Source organism: Pseudobutyrivibrio sp. UC1225, assembly GCF_900115215.1.
Lineage (GTDB): Bacteria > Bacillota > Clostridia > Lachnospirales > Lachnospiraceae > Pseudobutyrivibrio.
The window spans coordinates 165611-183354 of record NZ_FOVQ01000003.1; the positions used below are offsets into that span (position 1 = coordinate 165611).

The 17744-nt window shown below is 40.6% G+C and carries 19 protein-coding genes; 18 read left to right on the forward strand and 1 reads right to left on the reverse strand.

Going from position 1 to position 17744, the window contains the following annotated elements:
- From BMZ41_RS05840 to BMZ41_RS05860, 5 genes are read left to right on the forward strand one after another with little or no spacing between them, the layout of a single operon-like run.
- Complete coding sequence (locus BMZ41_RS05840) at positions 1-1473, forward strand: UDP-N-acetylmuramoyl-L-alanyl-D-glutamate--2,6-diaminopimelate ligase (RefSeq protein ID WP_090527602.1); 1473 nt, start codon at positions 1-3, stop codon at positions 1471-1473.
- Positions 1460-2353, forward strand: a complete 894-nt coding sequence (gene dapA, locus BMZ41_RS05845; protein ID WP_090167415.1) for a 4-hydroxy-tetrahydrodipicolinate synthase — start codon at positions 1460-1462, stop codon at positions 2351-2353. The genes BMZ41_RS05840 and dapA overlap by 14 nt, the downstream gene beginning before the upstream one ends.
- 1 nt (position 2354) lies before the next feature.
- Entirely contained in the window at positions 2355-3020 is a 666-nt protein-coding gene (locus BMZ41_RS05850; protein ID WP_242942016.1) for a rhomboid family intramembrane serine protease, read from the forward strand.
- 33 nt (positions 3021-3053) lie between these two features.
- A complete protein-coding gene (locus BMZ41_RS05855) occupies positions 3054-4046 on the forward strand; it encodes an SCP-2 sterol transfer family protein (protein WP_090167417.1) in 993 nt (330 codons plus the stop codon).
- Between the two features lie 19 nt (positions 4047-4065).
- Positions 4066-4476 (forward strand): HIT family protein, encoded by a 411-nt coding sequence (locus BMZ41_RS05860; protein WP_090527605.1) that lies wholly within the window; start codon positions 4066-4068, stop codon positions 4474-4476.
- Here the strand turns inward: BMZ41_RS05860 and BMZ41_RS05865 are convergent.
- Positions 4457-5521 carry an undecaprenyldiphospho-muramoylpentapeptide beta-N-acetylglucosaminyltransferase gene (locus tag BMZ41_RS05865; protein WP_090527609.1) on the reverse strand — a complete coding sequence of 355 codons (1065 nt, stop codon included), beginning with the start codon at positions 5519-5521 and terminating at the stop codon, positions 4457-4459. The two genes, BMZ41_RS05860 and BMZ41_RS05865, sit on opposite strands and share 20 nt — an antisense overlap.
- Positions 5522-5714: 193 nt before the next feature.
- Between BMZ41_RS05865 and BMZ41_RS05870 the strand changes: the two genes are divergently transcribed.
- The 13 genes from BMZ41_RS05870 (at position 5715) to BMZ41_RS05930 (ending at position 17736) form a co-directional block, all read left to right on the forward strand.
- On the forward strand, positions 5715-6941 hold the full coding sequence (locus BMZ41_RS05870) for a cell wall hydrolase (RefSeq protein ID WP_090527612.1): 1227 nt from the start codon (positions 5715-5717) through the stop codon (positions 6939-6941).
- A 118-nt stretch (positions 6942-7059) separates the two neighbouring features.
- Positions 7060-8055, forward strand: coding sequence for an ornithine carbamoyltransferase (argF, locus tag BMZ41_RS05875; RefSeq protein ID WP_090527616.1), 996 nt, complete (start codon positions 7060-7062; stop codon positions 8053-8055).
- Positions 8048-8818, forward strand: coding sequence for a biotin--[acetyl-CoA-carboxylase] ligase (locus BMZ41_RS05880; RefSeq protein WP_090527619.1), 771 nt, complete (start codon positions 8048-8050; stop codon positions 8816-8818). Before argF ends, BMZ41_RS05880 begins: the two co-directional genes overlap by 8 nt.
- Positions 8818-9144 (forward strand): DUF6145 family protein, encoded by a 327-nt coding sequence (locus tag BMZ41_RS05885; protein ID WP_090167428.1) that lies wholly within the window; start codon positions 8818-8820, stop codon positions 9142-9144. The genes BMZ41_RS05880 and BMZ41_RS05885 overlap by 1 nt, the downstream gene beginning before the upstream one ends.
- Positions 9145-9915: a type III pantothenate kinase gene (locus tag BMZ41_RS05890; protein WP_090527622.1), complete on the forward strand. Its 771-nt coding sequence runs from the start codon at positions 9145-9147 to the stop codon at positions 9913-9915.
- 8 nt (positions 9916-9923) lie between these two features.
- On the forward strand, positions 9924-10907 hold the full coding sequence (gene dusB, locus BMZ41_RS05895; protein ID WP_090527625.1) for a tRNA dihydrouridine synthase DusB: 984 nt from the start codon (positions 9924-9926) through the stop codon (positions 10905-10907).
- 102 nt (positions 10908-11009) lie between these two features.
- On the forward strand, positions 11010-11489 hold the full coding sequence (gene greA, locus BMZ41_RS05900) for a transcription elongation factor GreA (RefSeq protein ID WP_090167434.1): 480 nt from the start codon (positions 11010-11012) through the stop codon (positions 11487-11489).
- 67 nt (positions 11490-11556) lie between these two features.
- Positions 11557-12942, forward strand: a complete 1386-nt coding sequence (locus BMZ41_RS05905; RefSeq protein ID WP_090167436.1) for an MATE family efflux transporter — start codon at positions 11557-11559, stop codon at positions 12940-12942.
- Positions 12943-13041: 99 nt separating this feature from the next.
- Positions 13042-15084, forward strand: coding sequence for a lysine--tRNA ligase (gene lysS, locus BMZ41_RS05910; RefSeq protein ID WP_090527629.1), 2043 nt, complete (start codon positions 13042-13044; stop codon positions 15082-15084).
- 65 nt (positions 15085-15149) lie between these two features.
- On the forward strand, positions 15150-16028 hold the full coding sequence (locus BMZ41_RS05915) for a DMT family transporter (RefSeq protein WP_090527632.1): 879 nt from the start codon (positions 15150-15152) through the stop codon (positions 16026-16028).
- 31 nt (positions 16029-16059) lie between these two features.
- Positions 16060-16857: an alpha/beta fold hydrolase gene (locus BMZ41_RS05920; protein ID WP_090527635.1), complete on the forward strand. Its 798-nt coding sequence runs from the start codon at positions 16060-16062 to the stop codon at positions 16855-16857.
- A gap of 113 nt (positions 16858-16970) precedes the next feature.
- On the forward strand, positions 16971-17210 hold the full coding sequence (locus BMZ41_RS05925) for a DUF1653 domain-containing protein (RefSeq protein WP_090167444.1): 240 nt from the start codon (positions 16971-16973) through the stop codon (positions 17208-17210).
- A 31-nt stretch (positions 17211-17241) separates the two neighbouring features.
- A complete protein-coding gene (locus tag BMZ41_RS05930; protein WP_090527638.1) occupies positions 17242-17736 on the forward strand; it encodes a GNAT family N-acetyltransferase in 495 nt (164 codons plus the stop codon).
- Positions 17737-17744: the final 8 nt, after the last annotated feature.

Consider the following 17744-nt stretch of genomic DNA (forward strand, 5'->3'; position numbering starts at 1 on the left):
ATGAAATTAGTAGATTTATTAGATAGATTAGATTATGAGCTTTATGCAGGTGAGCTTGATCGTGAAATCAGCACACTTACATATGATTCAAGAAAAGTAGAGAAGGGTAGCGTATTCGTCTGTATCTCAGGTACAGTTAGAGACGCACACGATTTCATCCCAGATGTAATCGACAAGGGTGCCAGCGTTATCATCATCGAAAAGGACGTAGAGCCAGTTGATGGCGTTACATATATTAAGGTAAAGAACAGCCGCCAGGCACTTGCTTTCACATCAGCAGCATACTTTGGTCATCCAGCTGAAAAGCTTAAGACAATTGGTATCACAGGTACAAAGGGAAAGACTACAACTACATACATGGTAAAGTCTATCCTTGAAAAAGCTGGTATTAAGACAGGCCTTATCGGCACAATCGAGTCAATCGTTGGTGAGGAGCGCATTCCAGCTGTGAACACTACACCAGAGTCTTACCGTGTACAGGAGCTTTTTGCTCAGATGGTAGAGGCTGGACTTGATGCAGTTGTTATGGAAGTAAGCTCACAGGCTCTTATGCTTCATAGAGTATCAGGATTTACATTTGATATTGGTGTATTTACAAACCTTGAGCCAGATCACATCGGTGATAACGAGCACAAGGATTTCGAGGATTATATGCACTGCAAGAGTCTTCTTTTCCAACAGTGTAAGACAGGTATCTTCAATGGCGATAGCGAGCATATCGAAGGTATCTTAAAGGGTCACACTTGTGAGGTTATTAAGTATGGCTACGGCAAGGAAAACGACCTTATTGCTGAGAATGTTGAGCTTCTTAATGAGCACGGTGCTCTTGGAGTTCGCTACCACATCACAGGTAAGGAAGATATGACAGTAGAGGTAAATGTACCAGGTACATTCTCTGTTTATAATTCACTTACTGCAGTAGCCATTTGCAAGCAGTTTGGTGTAACTGAGGACAAGATTAAGGCAGCTCTTAAGGACGTACATGTAAAGGGACGTATCGAGCTTGTACCAGTATCAAAGAAGTTTACAGTTATGATTGATTATGCTCACAATGCGATGGCGCTTGAGAGCCTTCTTACAACTCTTAAGGCTTATGAGCCAGGCAGACTTGTGTGCATGTTTGGTTGCGGTGGAAACCGCGCTAAGAGCCGTCGTTTTGAGATGGGTGAGGTAAGCTCAAAGCTTGCTGATCTTACAGTTATCACTTCAGACAACCCTCGTAATGAGGAGCCTATGGATATCATCAATGACATCCTTACAGGTGTTAAGAAGGCTGACGGCGATTATGTTACAATCCCAGACCGCAAGGAGGCTATTCGTTATTGCCTCGTAAATGCAAAAGAGGGAGATATTGTAGTTCTTGCAGGTAAGGGCCACGAGGACTATCAGGAAATCAAGGGTGTAAAGCACCATATGGATGAGAGAGAGCTTATTGCAGAGATTATTAAGGAGGACGGCAATGACATTATTTAAGGGCGCAGGAGTAGCATTAATCACTCCATTCAATGAAGATGAGACCGTAAATTATGACATGCTTGGAACTCTTATTGATAGACAGATTGAAGGCGGCACAGATGCAATTATTGTATGCGGCACTACAGGTGAAGCTGCTACCATGAGCGAGGAGGAGAAGCTTTCAGTAGTGGAATATACTGTAAAGCGCGTAAATCATCGCGTTCCTGTAATTGCAGGTTCTGGTGCTAACAGCACACGTCTTGTTATCGATTTATCTAAGAAGATTGAGGCACTCGGTGCTGATGGACTTCTTATAGTTACACCTTTCTATAACAAGGCTACACAGGAGGGCTTATACCAGCATTACTCTACAATCGCTAAGGAAATTGACCTTCCTATCATTATGTACAACGTACCTAGCCGTACAGGATGTAATATCCTTCCAGAGACAGCCTTAAAGCTTGCTCTTGAGTTTAGAAACATCGTAGGTATTAAGGAGGCAAGTGGAAACATTTCACAGATTACAAAGCTTGCCAGCCTTTGTCGTGGATGTCTTGATATTTACGCAGGAAATGACGACCAGATTGTACCAATCCTTTCACTTGGCGGTGTTGGTGTTATTTCAGTATTATCAAACGTTGCACCAAAGGGCACACATGACATGGTTATGTCTTACTTAGAGGGCAATGAAGATAAGGCTCGCAGACTTCAGCTTGATTACCTCGAGCTTGTAGATGCGCTTTTCTGCGAGGTAAATCCTATCCCTGTTAAATCCACTATGAATATGTTAGGATTTAATGTAGGTAGTCTTAGACTTCCACTTACAGAGATGGAGGATAAGCATAAGGTGGCTATGAGCCAGTTGCTCAGCAGAATGCCACAGGAAATGCTTGCGTAGTGTGAAAAGTAATAAAGAAGATTTTATAAATCCAAAAAACGGTCCAGTTACATTTTTATTAGTGGCAATTAATATAATTGTCTTTCTTGTGCTGGAATTCATGGGAGATACAGAGGACGGCACCTTTATGCTTCTAAATGGTGCCATGAATCCGTATCTCGTTTTATATAATCATGAGTGGTATCGCCTGTTTACGGCTACATTTATGCACTTTGGAATAGATCATTTGGCTAACAACATGCTTCTTCTATTCCTTTTGGGGCAGATTTTTGAACGTGCAGTAGGTACCACAAGATATGTGGGAATCTACTTAGGCTCCGGTCTGGCAGGTTCCTTTTTGTCGTTCTTCTATATGTGCCTGGTGGGAAAGAATGATATCGTCGCAGGAGCTTCCGGAGCGATATTTGGCATAGTTGGTGGAATGATAATCGTTGTAATTGTAAATAAGGGAAAATACAGTGGAATCAGCACAAAAAGAATGATTTTTATGGCGCTGCTTACGTTATATTTTGGATTTGCTACAGCTGGCACGGATAATGTGGGGCATCTTGGAGGGTTGCTAGCAGGTATTGTTTTTACATTCATCAGTTACGGAATCCCTACTCTCATTAGAAATTTAAGAAATAAGGGTTCCGTTGATTTTGAAGAGGAAAATCCCTATACTTAAAATTAAGGGAGAGAAGGTTCGCGGGGGGCGATTATGAAGGTAAACATTTACTATGGCGGTAGAGGTCTACTTGAGGACCCTACACTTTATGTAATCAACAAGATGGAGCAGGTGCTTACCGAGCTTCAGGTAGAGGTTCATCTTTACAAAATCTACGAGCAGAAAAATACAATCTCCATGCTTCCACAGACTATGAAGGATGCAGATGGAATTATTCTTGCCACCACAGTAGAATGGTTGGGAATTGGCGGATACATGAATCAGTTTTTGGATGCGTGCTGGCTCTATGCTGATAAAACCGCTCTTGCCACCACATACATGCAGCCAGTGGTTATGTCCACCACATATGGTGAACGTGAAGCCATGGTTACACTTGAGAATGCATGGGAGATTCTTGGCGGATTACCATGCTCAGGTTTTTGCGGGTATGTGGAGGATGTAAAGGAGTTTAGAGAGAATTCCGAGTATGCCCACATTATAGAAAAGAAAGTGGAGACCCTTTACAGGACTATTTCCCAGCATACAAAGGGATTGCCTACCAGTAATCAGGCAGTTACCAGAAGTATATTACGCACGCAGCAGCTGGAGCTTTCTCCACAGGAGACGGAGCAGCTTTCAAAATTTGTTTCTGATGATGAATATGTTCAGACTCAGAAGGCAGATATTGCAGATCTTACCAGCATGTTCAGGGATATGATGGGCAAAAAGCAGGAAGATGGCACAAACGAATATATAAACGATTTTGAGATTCACTTTAAGGGAAATCCAGAATTTGCTGCAAAGTATCTCTTTATGATTGACGGCAAAGATAAACCACTTTTCCTTGGAGTTTCAGGAGACCAGATGGATTGTCACTATGGTAAAGAAGACAACATCGATGTCTATATGAAGCTCAATGGCAATATAATGGATAACATAGTGGCCGGAAGAGAGACCTTCCAAAGAGCTTTCTCAGTTGGAGATATGACGGCTAAGGGTAATTTTAGAACCCTTAGAACCCTTGATGAGATATTTACATTCAATTAAATAAATGGAGGATAATGTAATGAAGGACAACAATTGTATTTTCTGTAAGCTTGCGAATGGAGATATTCCAACAAACTCTATTTACGAGGATGATGATTTCAAGGTGATTCTTGATGCATCCCCTGCTACAAAGGGACATGCACTTATTTTACCTAAGAATCATTTTGCTAATATCTTTGAGATTGATGATGAGGTGGCTGCAAAGGTACTTCCTCTTGCAAAGAAGATTGCAAATAAGATGATTAAGGAATTGGGCTGTGATGGCATTAACATCTTACAAAATAATGGTGAAGCTGCCGGACAGACAGTTCACCATTATCATGTACATGTTATTCCTAGAACTGCTGGTGATGGAGCCATCAAAGAATGGGATCACCTGACAGTTAGCGATGCTGAAACAGCAGAAATAGTTAAGAAGCTGAGCTTTTAATTAAATCCATAATAACTTTATTGGCGTCCAGTAATTTGCTGGATGCCATTTTTTCTTTTATTTCGTCGCGACGAGCATATACATCCTGTACGCTTGAAATAAGTAAATTCGATGTAAGAGTTTCCTCTTGAAGTACAGTTGAAAATCCCTGCTTCTCATAGCTTTCTGCGTTAAGAATCTGATCGCCACGGCTTGCCTTGGCTGAAAGTGGAATCAGGATGTTAGGAATCTTAAGTGCAAGAATCTCGCTGATTGAATTAGCACCTGCGCGGCTAATCATAATATCTGTCATAGCAAAAATGTCGTTAAGCTGTTCACTAATAAATTCATACTGTTGATAACCAGCTTTACCAATGAGCTCATTGTTGATATTTCCTTTACCAACAAGGTGCACAATCTGGAACTTCTCAAGAAGAGTATCAAGAGAATCCCAAACAGCATTATTAATGAAGCGAGAGCCGATGCTTCCACCCATAATAAGCATAACAGGCTTGTCGGAAGTGAAGCCACAGAACAAAAGACCAGCTTCCTTATTACCACTGAAAAGCTCCTGACGAATAGGAGAACCAGTGTGAACAGCTTTGCCCTCAGGAAGATAATTCATGGTTTCAGGGAAATTGCAGCAAACCTTGGTAGCAAAAGGGATAGCAAGCTTGTTTGCAAGACCTGGAGTCATATCTGATTCATGGATGATGGCTGGGATGTGCTGACGACCGGCAGCCATAACAACAGGGACAGAAACGAAACCACCCTTTGAAAATACCACATCAGGCTTAAGATGCTTTAGAAGCTGATTGGCCTCTGAAAATCCCTTAATAACACGAAATGGATCGGTAAAATTCTTCCAATCATGATAGCGACGAAGTTTTCCGGAAGAAATACCATAATAGGTAATACCGGCGTTTTCAACCATCTTTTTTTCGATTCCATTATAGGAACCAATGTAGAATATCTCATAGCCTTCTTGCTTTAAATAAGGAACAAGAGCTAAATTTGGAGTGACATGACCAGCTGTACCGCCGCCTGTCATTACTATTGTTTTCATATGTAAATCCTCGTAATTTTGTTTGTGTATAAGCCAGTGAAAAATGGCTACAAACACTATAATATCAAGACTTCTTCAAATGTCAAATTGACGAAATTTGACTTTTTTATGTAAGAATGTTATATTATCAAACGTAACAAGTTTGTAATATTTTGTATTTTTTGTAAAAGCTATATTAAATCAGCGGAGGATTATGATTAGAAAAAGCAATACCATTTCTTCATTCTATACAAAGAACAAGAAATATTTAAACAAGCAAACCATGCAGTCAGCAGCTCTATCGATGGCCATGGTACTTTTAATCTCAGGAGCTGTAGTTTGTGCCCCTTCAGAAAGAAAGGTTACAACAGATGTTGATATTCAGCCAGCTAGCACAGCAGGTGTATTTTCTGCGGTTTCAGCAATGGAACTTTCGGCTGGTGGTTCTGATTTGAACTATGCGTCTGCAGATGTTTCTGTGGTTGCAGCTACTTCAGATCAGGTTAAATTTGATGATGATATTTATGATGAGTGGTCAGATAAGGTAATGGCAAAGGATATTAGTGATTACCTTTCTATCCGCAAGGATGCTGATCAGGAGTCGGAGGTTATAGGCAAGCTTCGTCCAACAGACATTGCTACATTAATAGATGTATTTGATGGTTGGTACGAAATCGAGTCTGGAAATGCTCACGGTTTTGTTTCAGCAGATTATTGTATTACAGGCATTGATGCATATGAGTATGCTTTAGATGTATGTGACACATATGCTACAACAGATGTTAATGGTCTTCGTATGAGAAGCGAGGCTTCAGAGGACTCAAAGATTGTCACAGTTGTTTCTAAGGGAACAAAGCTTGAAGTAAATGATGATGCAGAAGAAGTTGACGGCTGGGTAGCAGTTACTTCTGGTAATAAGTCGGGCTACGTTAAGGCAGATTATGTAGACGTAGACATGGAAACAAGCAAGGCCATTACTCTTGAGGAGGAGGCAGCAGCTAAGAAGGCAGCAGAGGAAGCAGCAGCTAAGAAAGCCGCTGAGCAGGCTGCTATGGCAGAGCAGGCAAAGCTTGCAGCAGCAGAAGCAGCTGCAGCAAAGCAGGCTATTATTACATCAGCTGATGATGTTACTCTTCTTGCAGCAATCATTCAGATTGAATCAGGTAGTGAGTGCTACGAAGGTCAGGTAGCAGTAGGAGCTGTTGTTATGAACCGTGTTCTTAGTGGTTCATATGCTAACAATGTAGAGGGCGTTATCTTCCAGAAGGGCCAGTTTGCTACATCACGTATGTCTTCAGTTATTTCAAAGGGACCAAAGGCATCTTGCATTCAGGCTGCACAGGAAGCTATGGCAGGTTCAGATCCTACAGGTGGTCTTACACACTTTAGACGTGCTGGTTCAAAGGATGGACTTATCATTGGAAACCACGTATTCTACTAAAAATTTAAATAATGTATAAAAATTTTGCTCTTGGGCTTTACCCAAGAGCTTTTTTAATATATACTGTATAAAAATCCATAGAGAATGAATATTTATACATGAACAAAGGAGGTACGTTATGGACTTAAAGGGAAAGAACTTTTTAAAGATGTTGGACTTCACACCTGAGGAAATCAATGGTTTGATTGATTTGTCTTTACAGCTTAAGGCAGAGAAGAAACAGGGAAAGTCACAGAAGAACTATATGGCTGGAAAAAATATTGCATTAATATTTGAAAAGACATCTACACGTACCCGTTGTTCTTTTGAAGTGGCAGCTTATGATATGGGCGCAAATGTTACTTATCTAGATCCATCTGGCTCACAGATTGGAAAGAAGGAGTCAATTGCCGATACAGCACGTGTACTTGGTCGCATGTACGACGGTATTGAATATCGTGGTTTTGAACAGACCATCGTAGAGGATTTGGCTAAATATGCAGGAGTGCCTGTATGGAATGGTCTTACCAACGAGTCTCATCCTACACAGATGATTGCAGATATGATGACAATCAAAGAGCATTTTGGAAAGCTTAAAGGAATTAAGTTTGTATATATGGGCGATGCCCGTTATAATATGGGTAACTCACTTATGGTCACATGTGCAAAACTGGGTATGGATTTTGTGGCTTGCACAAATAAAAAATATTTTCCTGAAGCATCGTTGGTAGAAAAGTGCCAGGCTATTGCCAAGGAGACTGGAGCAACAATCACTCTTACAGAGGATGTTGCTGAGGGTTGCAAGAATGCAGATGTGATATATACTGATGTATGGGTATCAATGGGAGAGCCTGACGAGGTATGGGAGGAACGTATCAAAGACCTTTCGCCATATCAGGTTAACGCTAAGGCATTCGCATATGCGAATTCAAATGCAAAGTTTATGCACTGTCTTCCAGCATTCCATGATTTAAATACCACCATCGGTAAAGAGATTCATAAGAAGTTTGGAATCGACTGTATGGAAGTTACAGACGAAATATTTGAAAGTGAGCGTTCAATAGTCTTCGATGAAGCTGAGAATCGTATGCACTCAATCAAGGCTGTTATGTACGCAACATTAGGAAATGCTTAACGAAATTAGATATGAGTATTTTGAATCGGTAGATTCAACCAACGATAGAATTAAATCACGAGCCCATGAGGAAGAGTCTCAAGGGCTCGTGATTTCTGCTGGTCAGCAAACTGCAGGAAAGGGACGTATAGGAAGAAAGTGGGAGTCACCATCCCATGATTCTATTGCTACTTCAATGTTGCTAAGACCAGATGAGATAAAGCTTGAAGCCATACCTACGATTACTGTTGTGGCGGCCATGGCTGTTAGAGATGCCCTGTATCGTATATACGGATTAGATGGACAGATAAAGTGGCCAAACGACATCGTCATCGGTGGAAAGAAAATCTGCGGAATACTTACCGAGATGGAGATGAAGGATAATAAAGTCTGGTTTGTTGTAGTTGGCATTGGCGTAAATGTACACAACCGTACCTTCCCAGAAGACATTGCCTTCAAGGCTACATCAGTAGATTTAGAGCTGGAAAAAGTAGGTGGCGGACAAGGTCATAGAGAAGAACTTACAAAAGAGATATGGAATAGTTTCAAAAAGTATTATAATATCTTCATTGAGACACAAGATATGACAGGGCTTAAGGAAGAATATGAGAAGCATCTTGCCAATCGCGGTAATCGTGTTAGAATAGAAGACCATGAGAACTCTTACGAGGCAGTTGCCCTTGGTATTAATGAAAAGGGGGAGCTGATTGTAGAGGTGGACAGCGAAGAAAGGATAATCCGCACCGGAGAAGTTTCGGTACGTGGAATATATGGATACGTATAATGGAAGATGAAGTAGTACTTTGTGGCGCCAGCTGCTACACTAAAAAATATTATTTAAATCCAGATTTCGAGGGACTCCCTCCAATGGTAAAGGATGAACTGAAAATTATGTGCGTTATGTACACAGAGGAAGTCAGCGGTACCATCCAGATGATTTATGATGAGGACGGTAGCCTTCGCATTCAGGTAGATCACAATGAGGATGACCTTCTCTATGATGAGATTGGGTCAGCCTTGATAGTAAAGCGAATGCAAAGAGAGCGCGAGGAATTATTTGAGGCGCTTGAAACATATTATAAAGTAGTATTCTTAGGGGAGGGCATGTAGATGCTTCTTACAATTGACGTTGGAAATACAAATATCACTTTAGGTGTTTTTAATGGCGAGGAGCTTTTAGGAAGCTTCCGTGTTACTACAAAGATTAACCGTACATCAGACGAATTCGGAATCACCTTCCGCGAGATTCTTCGTTCAAACAACTTGGATTATACAAAGATTGATGATGTAATTATTGCATCCGTTGTTCCTAACGTAATGCACTCTCTTACAAGTTCAATCATTAAGTATTTTGATATTCAGCCTATCATTGTTGAGGCTGGAATTAAGACAGGTATCAGAATTGCTACAGAAAATCCTAAGCAGATTGGTGCAGACCGTATCGTTGATGCTGCTGGTGCTTACGAGCTTTATGGTGGACCAGTTCTTGTACTTGACTTTGGAACAGCTACCACTTATGATTTGGTGGATGCAAATGGAGCATTCGTTTCTGGAGTTACAGCACCTGGTATTCGTATCAGCGCGAAGGCCCTTTGGGAAGATGCTGCTAAGCTTCCAGAAATTGAGATTAAGAAGCCTGAGAAGATTCTTGCAAAGGAAACAATATCTTCTATGCAGGCAGGTCTTGTGTATGGACAGATTGGTCAGACAGAATATATAGTTAAGAATATGATTAAAGAAAGTGGTTATGAGAATGTTAAGGTTGTAGCTACAGGTGGTCTTGGAAATCTTATTTCTAGCGAGACTCAGTGCATCGATATTTACAACCCAAACCTTACACTTTACGGTATGAAGTTTATTTACGATAAGCAGAAGAAATAATCGAGTTTATGATAGAAAAATTACAAATTGGAAATGTAACTTTAGAAAACAATTTGATTTTGGCACCAATGGCAGGCGTAACAGACCTGCCATTTCGTTTGCTATGCAAGGAACAGGGAGCAGCCCTTTGTTGCATGGAAATGGTCAGTGCCAAAGGGATTATGTATAACAATAAAAATACAGAAAGCCTGCTCACTGTTGATGAGCGTGAGCGACCTGTCAGCCTACAGCTTTTTGGTTCCGACCCTGAGATTATGGGAGCCATGGCTGCAAAGATTGAGCACAGAAATTTTGATATTTTAGATATCAATATGGGATGCCCAGTGCCAAAGGTTGTTAATAATGGTGATGGCTCTGCCCTTATGAAAAATCCAGTACTTGCTGGAAAAATCATCGAGAGCATGGTAAAGGCAATTAATAAGCCTGTTACTGTTAAGATTCGAAAGGGATTTGACGATGAACATGTTAATGCAGTAGAGATGGCGCATGTGGCTCAGGAATCCGGTGCAGCAGCAGTGGCAGTTCACGGTAGAACTCGCGAACAGTTTTACTCAGGCAAGGCTGATTGGAGCATCATCGCAGATGTAAAGGCTGCAGTAAACATTCCTGTAATTGGAAATGGTGATATCCTTGATGCAAAGGATGTTATCGCAATGAAGGAGCAGACTAATTGTGATGGCTTTATGATAGGCAGAGGAGCTCAGGGAAATCCATGGATTTTCCATCAGATTCTCCATTACTTCGAGACAGGAGATATTATTGGAAAGCCTCCTATGGAAGAGATGGTAAAGACTATGCTTCGTCATGCAAAGCTGCAGATTGAATTTAAGGGAGACTACCTTGGAATCAGGGAAATGCGAAAGCATGCAGCCTGGTATACCGCAGGATACAAGGGGGCCAGCAAGCTTCGTGGGGCAATAAATAATGTTGAGTCATATGATGATTTAGAAAAACTTTTTGAAAGTTTTATGAACCAATATGGGAATTCTTGACATCAATATGTGTGTGGCTTATAATTCAAAAAGTTACTAAGATTTAGAGGGATTTTATGCGTAAAATCCATTGAAAAATACATCCGATTGGAGAGGAAAATTATGGAAGCAAAGAAGAATTTACTTACAGCCGAAGGACTTAAAGTATTAGAGGATGAGCTTGAGGATCTCAAGGTCAATAAACGTAAAGAAGTATCTCAGAAGATTAAGGAAGCCAGAGAGCAGGGTGACCTTTCAGAGAACGCTGAGTACGATGCAGCTAAGGATGAGCAGAGAGATATCGAAGCTCGTATCGAAGAAATCGAGAAGATTCTTAAGAATGCTGAGGTCGTTACAGACGAGCATGACACAAAGAATATTAACATCGGTTGGACAGTTACACTTCTTGATGTAGAGTTCGACGAGGAAGTTGAGTATAGAATCGTTGGTTCTACAGAGGCTAACAGCCTTAAGGGCAAGATTTCAAACGAGTCTCCAGTTGGTAAGGCTATTCTTGGACACAAGAAGGGCGATACAGTTACAGTTGAGACTGAAGCTGGTGAGTTCCAGTACAAGATTCTTGCAGCAAAGAAGTCTAAGTAATTTATGTGATTTACGGCGTCACAACCCGATGGGTTGCGGCGCCTTTTTTTCTTACAAGGAGGACAAAATGCTAGCAAAATTTAAAAAGACATTTATTGGTGATAAAGCTTTTTACAGGAGATACATTTTTCTTGCAACTCCTATGATTATCCAAAACTTCATTACAAACTTTGTAAGCTTTTTGGATAACATTATGGTAGGTCAGCTTGGACAGGAAGCAATCTCTGCCGTCGCAACAGTTAACCAGCTACACTTTGTATTTGCATTAGCAATATTTGGTGCAGCCTCAGCAGGAAGTATTTATGGCGCTCAGTATTTTGGAAAGGGAGACCACAAAGGTCATATGTACACTTTCCGCTTTAAGCTTTATGCGACTCTGCTGGCAACCTTCGTAGGTATTCTGATTTTCAATGTATTTGGTAGTCAGCTGATTTCACTTTTCCTTACAGAAAGTGAAGGTGCATCACCAGAGCTTGCTTTGGAATACGGTCTCCAGTATCTATCAATAATCCTTGTGGGACTTATACCATTTGCAGTAAATCAGGCCTATGCTACAAATATCAAAGAAACAGGTCAGACAGTAGTTCCTATGGTGGCAGGTATGGTTGCGGTAGCAACAAACGCTATCTTGGATTATTGCTTAATCTTTGGTTTTGGACCATTCCCAGAGATGGGTGTAAGAGGAGCAGCTCTTGCTACAGTTATAGCCAGATACATAGAGTGTGCAATCGTATTGATATGGGCACATTCTCATAGAGAGCTCAATAGATATCTGGAGGGAGCCTATACAGGATTTGGTTTGCCAGCAAACGTATTAAGACAGATTCTTATAAAAGGCGCACCACTTATGCTTAATGAAGTGCTTTGGGCAGCAGGTATGAGTATGGTTACTCAAAGTTACTCAGTAAGAGGAATGAACGTACTGACAGCACTTAGTATGTCAAACACTATAGCGAACCTTTTCAACATTGTATTCATTCAGCTTGGTGCGTGCATCAGCATTGTTGTTGGTCAGTACTTGGGAGCTGGTGAATTGGAAGAGGCAAAGGATGCAGATAATAAGATGATAGCTTTCAGTGTATTCTGCTGTACAATCATGGCTATTATGATGTTTGCATTTGGAGGTCTGTTCCCACGTATATACAACGTTGCGCCAGAGATTCGCTCTCTTGCAACAAGATTTATTGCAGTGGCAGCCATTTGGATGCCTTCCTGCAGCTTTAGTCACTGCTCATATTTTACACTTCGTTCAGGTGGAAAGACTCTTGTTACATTCCTTTTCGACTCAGTGTTTACATGGGTTATAGTTGCACCATGTGCATTCGTTTTGGCTCATTATACTGGTCTTGGAATCGTATGGGTTTACTTCCTTGTACAGGGTACAGAGCTTATCAAAAACATCATGGGATACTTCATGGTGAAGAGTGACGTTTGGCTTGTGCAGATGGTCTGATAAACCTTGACACCTAGAGTTTTCTAGGTCTATAATTGAATGACTTTTTATGTAATTACTAATCTAATTAAATATATATGAAATAACAAAGGAGAAAATATGGCACAGCAGAACAATGGTGGCAGCCAGGATACAAATCAGTTACTTCAGGTTCGCCGCGAAAAGCTTGCTGCACTTCAGGAGGCAGGCAAGGACCCATTTCAGATTACAAAGTTTGACCAGACTCATCACACAGATGAGGCTAGAAATTTATACGAAGAGCATGAGGCTAAGCTTCTTGCAGGTCGTCAGCCAGTAAATACAGATGGCATGGACGAAGAGGCTGCAAAGCAGGCAGTTAACGATGATTACAATGAGCGCCGCGAAATCATGGATGCTCAGCCAATCCACGTTAGCATTGCAGGACGTATGATGTTCAAGCGTGTAATGGGTAAGGCTAGCTTCTGTAACATACGTGACCGTAAGGGTGATATTCAGGTTTATGTTGCAAGAGATGCAATCGGTGAGGATTCTTACGCTGATTTCAAGAAGTCTGATATTGGTGATATCTATGGTATCAAGGGTTGGGCTTTCAGAACAAAGACAGGTGAGATTTCAATCCACGCTGAGGAGCTTACACTTCTTTCTAAGTCTCTTCAGATTCTCCCAGAGAAGTTCCACGGACTTACAGATACAGATATGAGATACCGTCAGAGATATGTTGACCTTGTAATGAACAAGGATTCTCGCGACGTATTTGTTAAGCGTTCACTTATGATGAAGGAAATCCGTAATTTCCTTGCAGAGCGTGATTTCATGGAGGTTGAGACACCTATCCTTGTTTCTAACGCAGGTGGTGCAGCAGCTCGTCCATTCGAGACACACTACAACTCACTTAACGAGGATGTTAAGCTTCGTATTTCTCTTGAGCTTTACCTTAAGAGACTTATCGTTGGTGGTTTCGAGCGTGTATACGAAATCGGTCGTGTATTCCGTAACGAGGGTGTTGATACTCGTCACAATCCTGAGTTCACACTTATGGAGCTTTACCAGGCATACACAGATTACGAAGGTATGATGGAGCTTACAGAGACTATGTTTCGTCGTCTTGCTGAGAAGGTTGTTGGTTCTACAAAGATTTCTTACAACGGAATCGAAATCGACCTTGGCAAGCCTTTCGAGAGAATGACAATGACAGACGCTGTAAAGAAATTTGCAGGCGTTGATTTTGATACTATTGCTGATGATGAGGCAGCAAAGGCTATCGCTCGTGAAAAGGGCGTTGAGTTTGAGGACCGTCACAAGAAGGGTGATATCCTTAACCTCTTCTTCGAGGAGTTCTGCGAGGAGAATCTTATTCAGCCTACATTTATTACTGATCATCCAATCGAGATTTCTCCACTTACAAAGAAGAAGCCTACAGACCCTACAAAGGTAGAGCGTTTCGAGCTCTTCATTAATACATGGGAGATGTGTAACGCATACTCAGAGCTTAATGATCCAATCGATCAGAGAGAGCGTTTTGCAGCACAGGATGCTAACGCAGAAGCAGGCGATGATGAGGCTGAGCACACAGATGAGGACTTCCTCAACGCACTCGAAATCGGTATGCCACCTACAGGCGGTATCGGTTATGGTCTTGATCGTCTTTGCATGTTACTTACAGATAGTCAGGCTATCCGTGATGTACTCCTCTTCCCTACTATGAAGAGTCTTGATGCACCAAAGAAGAGCGGTGCAGCAGAAGAGGCAACAGGCTTCTTCACACCAAACAGCCAGCTTGATTTCTCAAATGTAGCTATCGAGCCATTATTCGAGGAGTCAGTTGATTTTGAGACATTCTCTAAGTCAGATTTCCGTGCTGTAAAGGTTAAGGCTTGCCAGGCAGTTCCAAAGTCAAAGAAGCTTCTTCAGTTCACACTTGATGATGGAACAGGCACAGATAGAACAATCCTTTCAGGAATTCATGAGTTCTATGAGCCAGAGGAATTAGTTGGTAAGACACTTGTAGCAATTACAAACCTTCCACCACGTGCTATGATGGGTATCGAGTCTTGCGGTATGTTACTTTCAGCAGTTAACAACCTCAAGGATTCAGACGGTGAAGAGCTTCACCTTCTCATGATTGATAACCACATCCCAGCTGGTGCAAAGTTATACTAATAAAAACATTCAAAACCTTTTTGGATAGAAATATCCAAGAAGGTTTTTGTTTATACGGAAGAAAAATGATGAAAGACATTAATAAAATTAGTAATAAATCAAAAGGAATAATATGCATATTGTTTGCGGCCTTTGGTTTTTCTTTGATGACTTTTTTTGTAAGGATATCAGGAGATATTCCAACTATGGAGAAGGCCTTCTTCAGAAATGCGGTTGCTATCATTGCATCACTGATTCTCTTAGCTAAATCTGGTGAGAAGATTAGAATTCAAAAAGGGTGCGGAACAGATATATTCTTCAGATGCTTGTTTGGCACAAGTGGACTTATCGCAAACTTCTATGCCATTGATAAGTTGAATATCGCAGATGCAAACATGCTAAATAAGCTGTCACCATTTTTTGCAATCTTGATTTCCATCCCTATTCTTAAAGAGAAGCCAAAGAAGATTGATATATTGGCTGTAATTATTGCGTTCCTTGGAGCGATGCTGATTGTAAAACCAACTGGAAGTAATATGCAGCTTGTCCCTGCACTTATTGGATTGTATGGAGGATTCGGAGCAGGAACAGCTTATGTTTTTGTTAGAAGACTAGGTAAGAAAGGTGAGAGAACACCGATAATAGTACTTTGCTTTTCTGTGTTTTCAACAGTGGTTACAATTCCATTTATAGTTATGAACTATGTCCCTCTTAAGCCGATTCAATTGTTATGTCTTGTCATGGCAGGACTATCTGCCACAATAGGTCAGTTTGGAATTACTTCTGCATATAAATTTGCACCTGCAAAAGAGATATCAGTATTCGATTATACACAGGTGATTTTTGCTGCAATCCTTGGTATTCTTTTCTTGGGAGAATTACCAACACTGTTATCATTTATTGGATATGTGGTAATCATCGGAGTTGCAGTATTTAGATGGAGATATAATCTAAAAGAGCAATAAATTTCTTAGATGGGCACAGGGAGGAGATATAATGCGAAAGAATGGCTGTGTGAAAGTCGGAAATACAGATATGTATTATGTGGCTTTCGGAGAAGGGGAAAAGAATCTGATTGTTTTACCAGGATTATCAGATGGTTTGTGGACAGTAAAAGGCAAAGCATTTTTATTGGCAGGTTCATACAAACATTTTTTTAAAGATTACACAGTCTATATGTTCAGCAGAAAAAATGATCTTCCAGAAAACTACTCTATAAAAGAAATGGCAGATGATCAGGCAGAAGCACTGAAGAATCTTGGGATAGATAAAGCAATAGTTATGGGAGTGTCTCAAGGAGGAATGGTTTCACAGTACCTGGCTGCAAATCATCCTGAGTTGGTGGAAAAGCTTATTCTTGTGGTGACAGCGCCATATGCTAATGACACTATTAAGAGCGTTGTCACTAAGTGGATTGATATGACAAGTAATGATACACATACGAATCTTATGCTTGATACTGCAGAAAAGGTTTATACGCCTAAATTCAATGAAAAGAATAAGAAGTATCTTCCTACCTTAGCCAGATTCACAAAGCCAGCAAGCTATGACAGATTCCTTATAAATGCTCATGCTATCTTAAATTTTGATGCCCGTGGAGAGTTGGCAAAAATAAAGTGTCCAACATACATCTTATCAGGCAACAGGGATAACACAGTCGGAAATGATGCACCGTATGAGTTGAAAGAAGGCATCGCTGGTAGTGAGTTGGAGATATTTGATGGACTTGGACACGGCCTTTTTGAAGAGGATAAGAATTTTTATAACAAAGTATTAGAATATTGTAATCGGTAAAAAAGAATGTAATAAATAAGGCTCTATAGTAGATAAAAATACTGCTATAGGGCTTTATTTATACTCACAAATCACTTATAGTAGAGTACAAATTATTATTGGGAGGATTAGTGATGCAGGAACTACAGTTACATAGAATATATAAACATTTCAAAGGCAATTATTATTTAGTAGAGGATGTTGCCAGAGATTCGGAAACTCAGGAAGAAATGGTTATCTATAGAAAGCTCTATGATGATGGTTCACTTTGGGTAAGACCTAAGGAGATGTTTTTATCAGAGGTTGACCATGTGAAGTATCCCGATGTGAAGCAGAAGTATCGCTTTGAGTTGCAGGAAGTGGCAAAGAAATAATAGTTGTTTTACTTGAAATGGAGGCTTGAAGATGGATTACAGACTAGGAACATTAGAAGATATACAGGAAATCTGCATTATGGTAGATGCGGCCAAGAGGCTCATGTCTGAGCAGGGTATAGAGCAGTGGGATGATATATATCCTATAGCTGATGATTTTGAAGATGACATTAAGAAGGAAACACTTTATGTGGCATCAGAGGATGATAAGCTTGCGGCAATCTATGTAATAAGCGAAGAGTGTGATGACGAATATCGTAAATGCGAATGGGAAAATGAAAACCCATGTATCATTCATAGATTATGTGTATCACCAGATTTTCAGAATAATGGAGTGGGCAAGAAGGTGCTTGAGCACATCGAGAATCAGCTGACAGATATGGAATATGATTCAGTGAGACTGGATGTTTTCTCGGAGAATCCATATGCACTTAGTCTTTATGGAAAGACTGGATATGCTAAGCGTGGTCATGCTGACTGGCGCAAGGGCAGATTTTATTTGATGGAGAAAAAACTAAGCAGATAATAAATACT

Bases quoted from the DNA above. Each gene is read 5' to 3' on its own strand.
- BMZ41_RS05840 (WP_090527602.1), top strand. From the start codon at position 1: ATGAAATTAGTAGATTTATTAGATAGATTAGATTATGAGCTTTATGCA.
- dapA (WP_090167415.1), top strand. From the start codon at position 1,460: ATGACATTATTTAAGGGCGCAGGAGTAGCATTAATCACTCCATTCAAT.
- BMZ41_RS05855 (WP_090167417.1), top strand. From the start codon at position 3,054: ATGAAGGTAAACATTTACTATGGCGGTAGAGGTCTACTTGAGGACCCT.
- BMZ41_RS05860 (WP_090527605.1), top strand. From the start codon at position 4,066: ATGAAGGACAACAATTGTATTTTCTGTAAGCTTGCGAATGGAGATATT.
- BMZ41_RS05865 (WP_090527609.1), bottom strand. From the start codon at position 5,521: ATGAAAACAATAGTAATGACAGGCGGCGGTACAGCTGGTCATGTCACT.
- BMZ41_RS05870 (WP_090527612.1), top strand. From the start codon at position 5,715: ATGATTAGAAAAAGCAATACCATTTCTTCATTCTATACAAAGAACAAG.
- argF (WP_090527616.1), top strand. From the start codon at position 7,060: ATGGACTTAAAGGGAAAGAACTTTTTAAAGATGTTGGACTTCACACCT.
- BMZ41_RS05880 (WP_090527619.1), top strand. From the start codon at position 8,048: ATGCTTAACGAAATTAGATATGAGTATTTTGAATCGGTAGATTCAACC.
- BMZ41_RS05885 (WP_090167428.1), top strand. From the start codon at position 8,818: ATGGAAGATGAAGTAGTACTTTGTGGCGCCAGCTGCTACACTAAAAAA.
- BMZ41_RS05890 (WP_090527622.1), top strand. From the start codon at position 9,145: ATGCTTCTTACAATTGACGTTGGAAATACAAATATCACTTTAGGTGTT.
- dusB (WP_090527625.1), top strand. From the start codon at position 9,924: ATGATAGAAAAATTACAAATTGGAAATGTAACTTTAGAAAACAATTTG.
- greA (WP_090167434.1), top strand. From the start codon at position 11,010: ATGGAAGCAAAGAAGAATTTACTTACAGCCGAAGGACTTAAAGTATTA.
- BMZ41_RS05905 (WP_090167436.1), top strand. From the start codon at position 11,557: ATGCTAGCAAAATTTAAAAAGACATTTATTGGTGATAAAGCTTTTTAC.
- lysS (WP_090527629.1), top strand. From the start codon at position 13,042: ATGGCACAGCAGAACAATGGTGGCAGCCAGGATACAAATCAGTTACTT.
- BMZ41_RS05915 (WP_090527632.1), top strand. From the start codon at position 15,150: ATGATGAAAGACATTAATAAAATTAGTAATAAATCAAAAGGAATAATA.
- BMZ41_RS05920 (WP_090527635.1), top strand. From the start codon at position 16,060: ATGCGAAAGAATGGCTGTGTGAAAGTCGGAAATACAGATATGTATTAT.
- BMZ41_RS05925 (WP_090167444.1), top strand. From the start codon at position 16,971: ATGCAGGAACTACAGTTACATAGAATATATAAACATTTCAAAGGCAAT.
- BMZ41_RS05930 (WP_090527638.1), top strand. From the start codon at position 17,242: ATGGATTACAGACTAGGAACATTAGAAGATATACAGGAAATCTGCATT.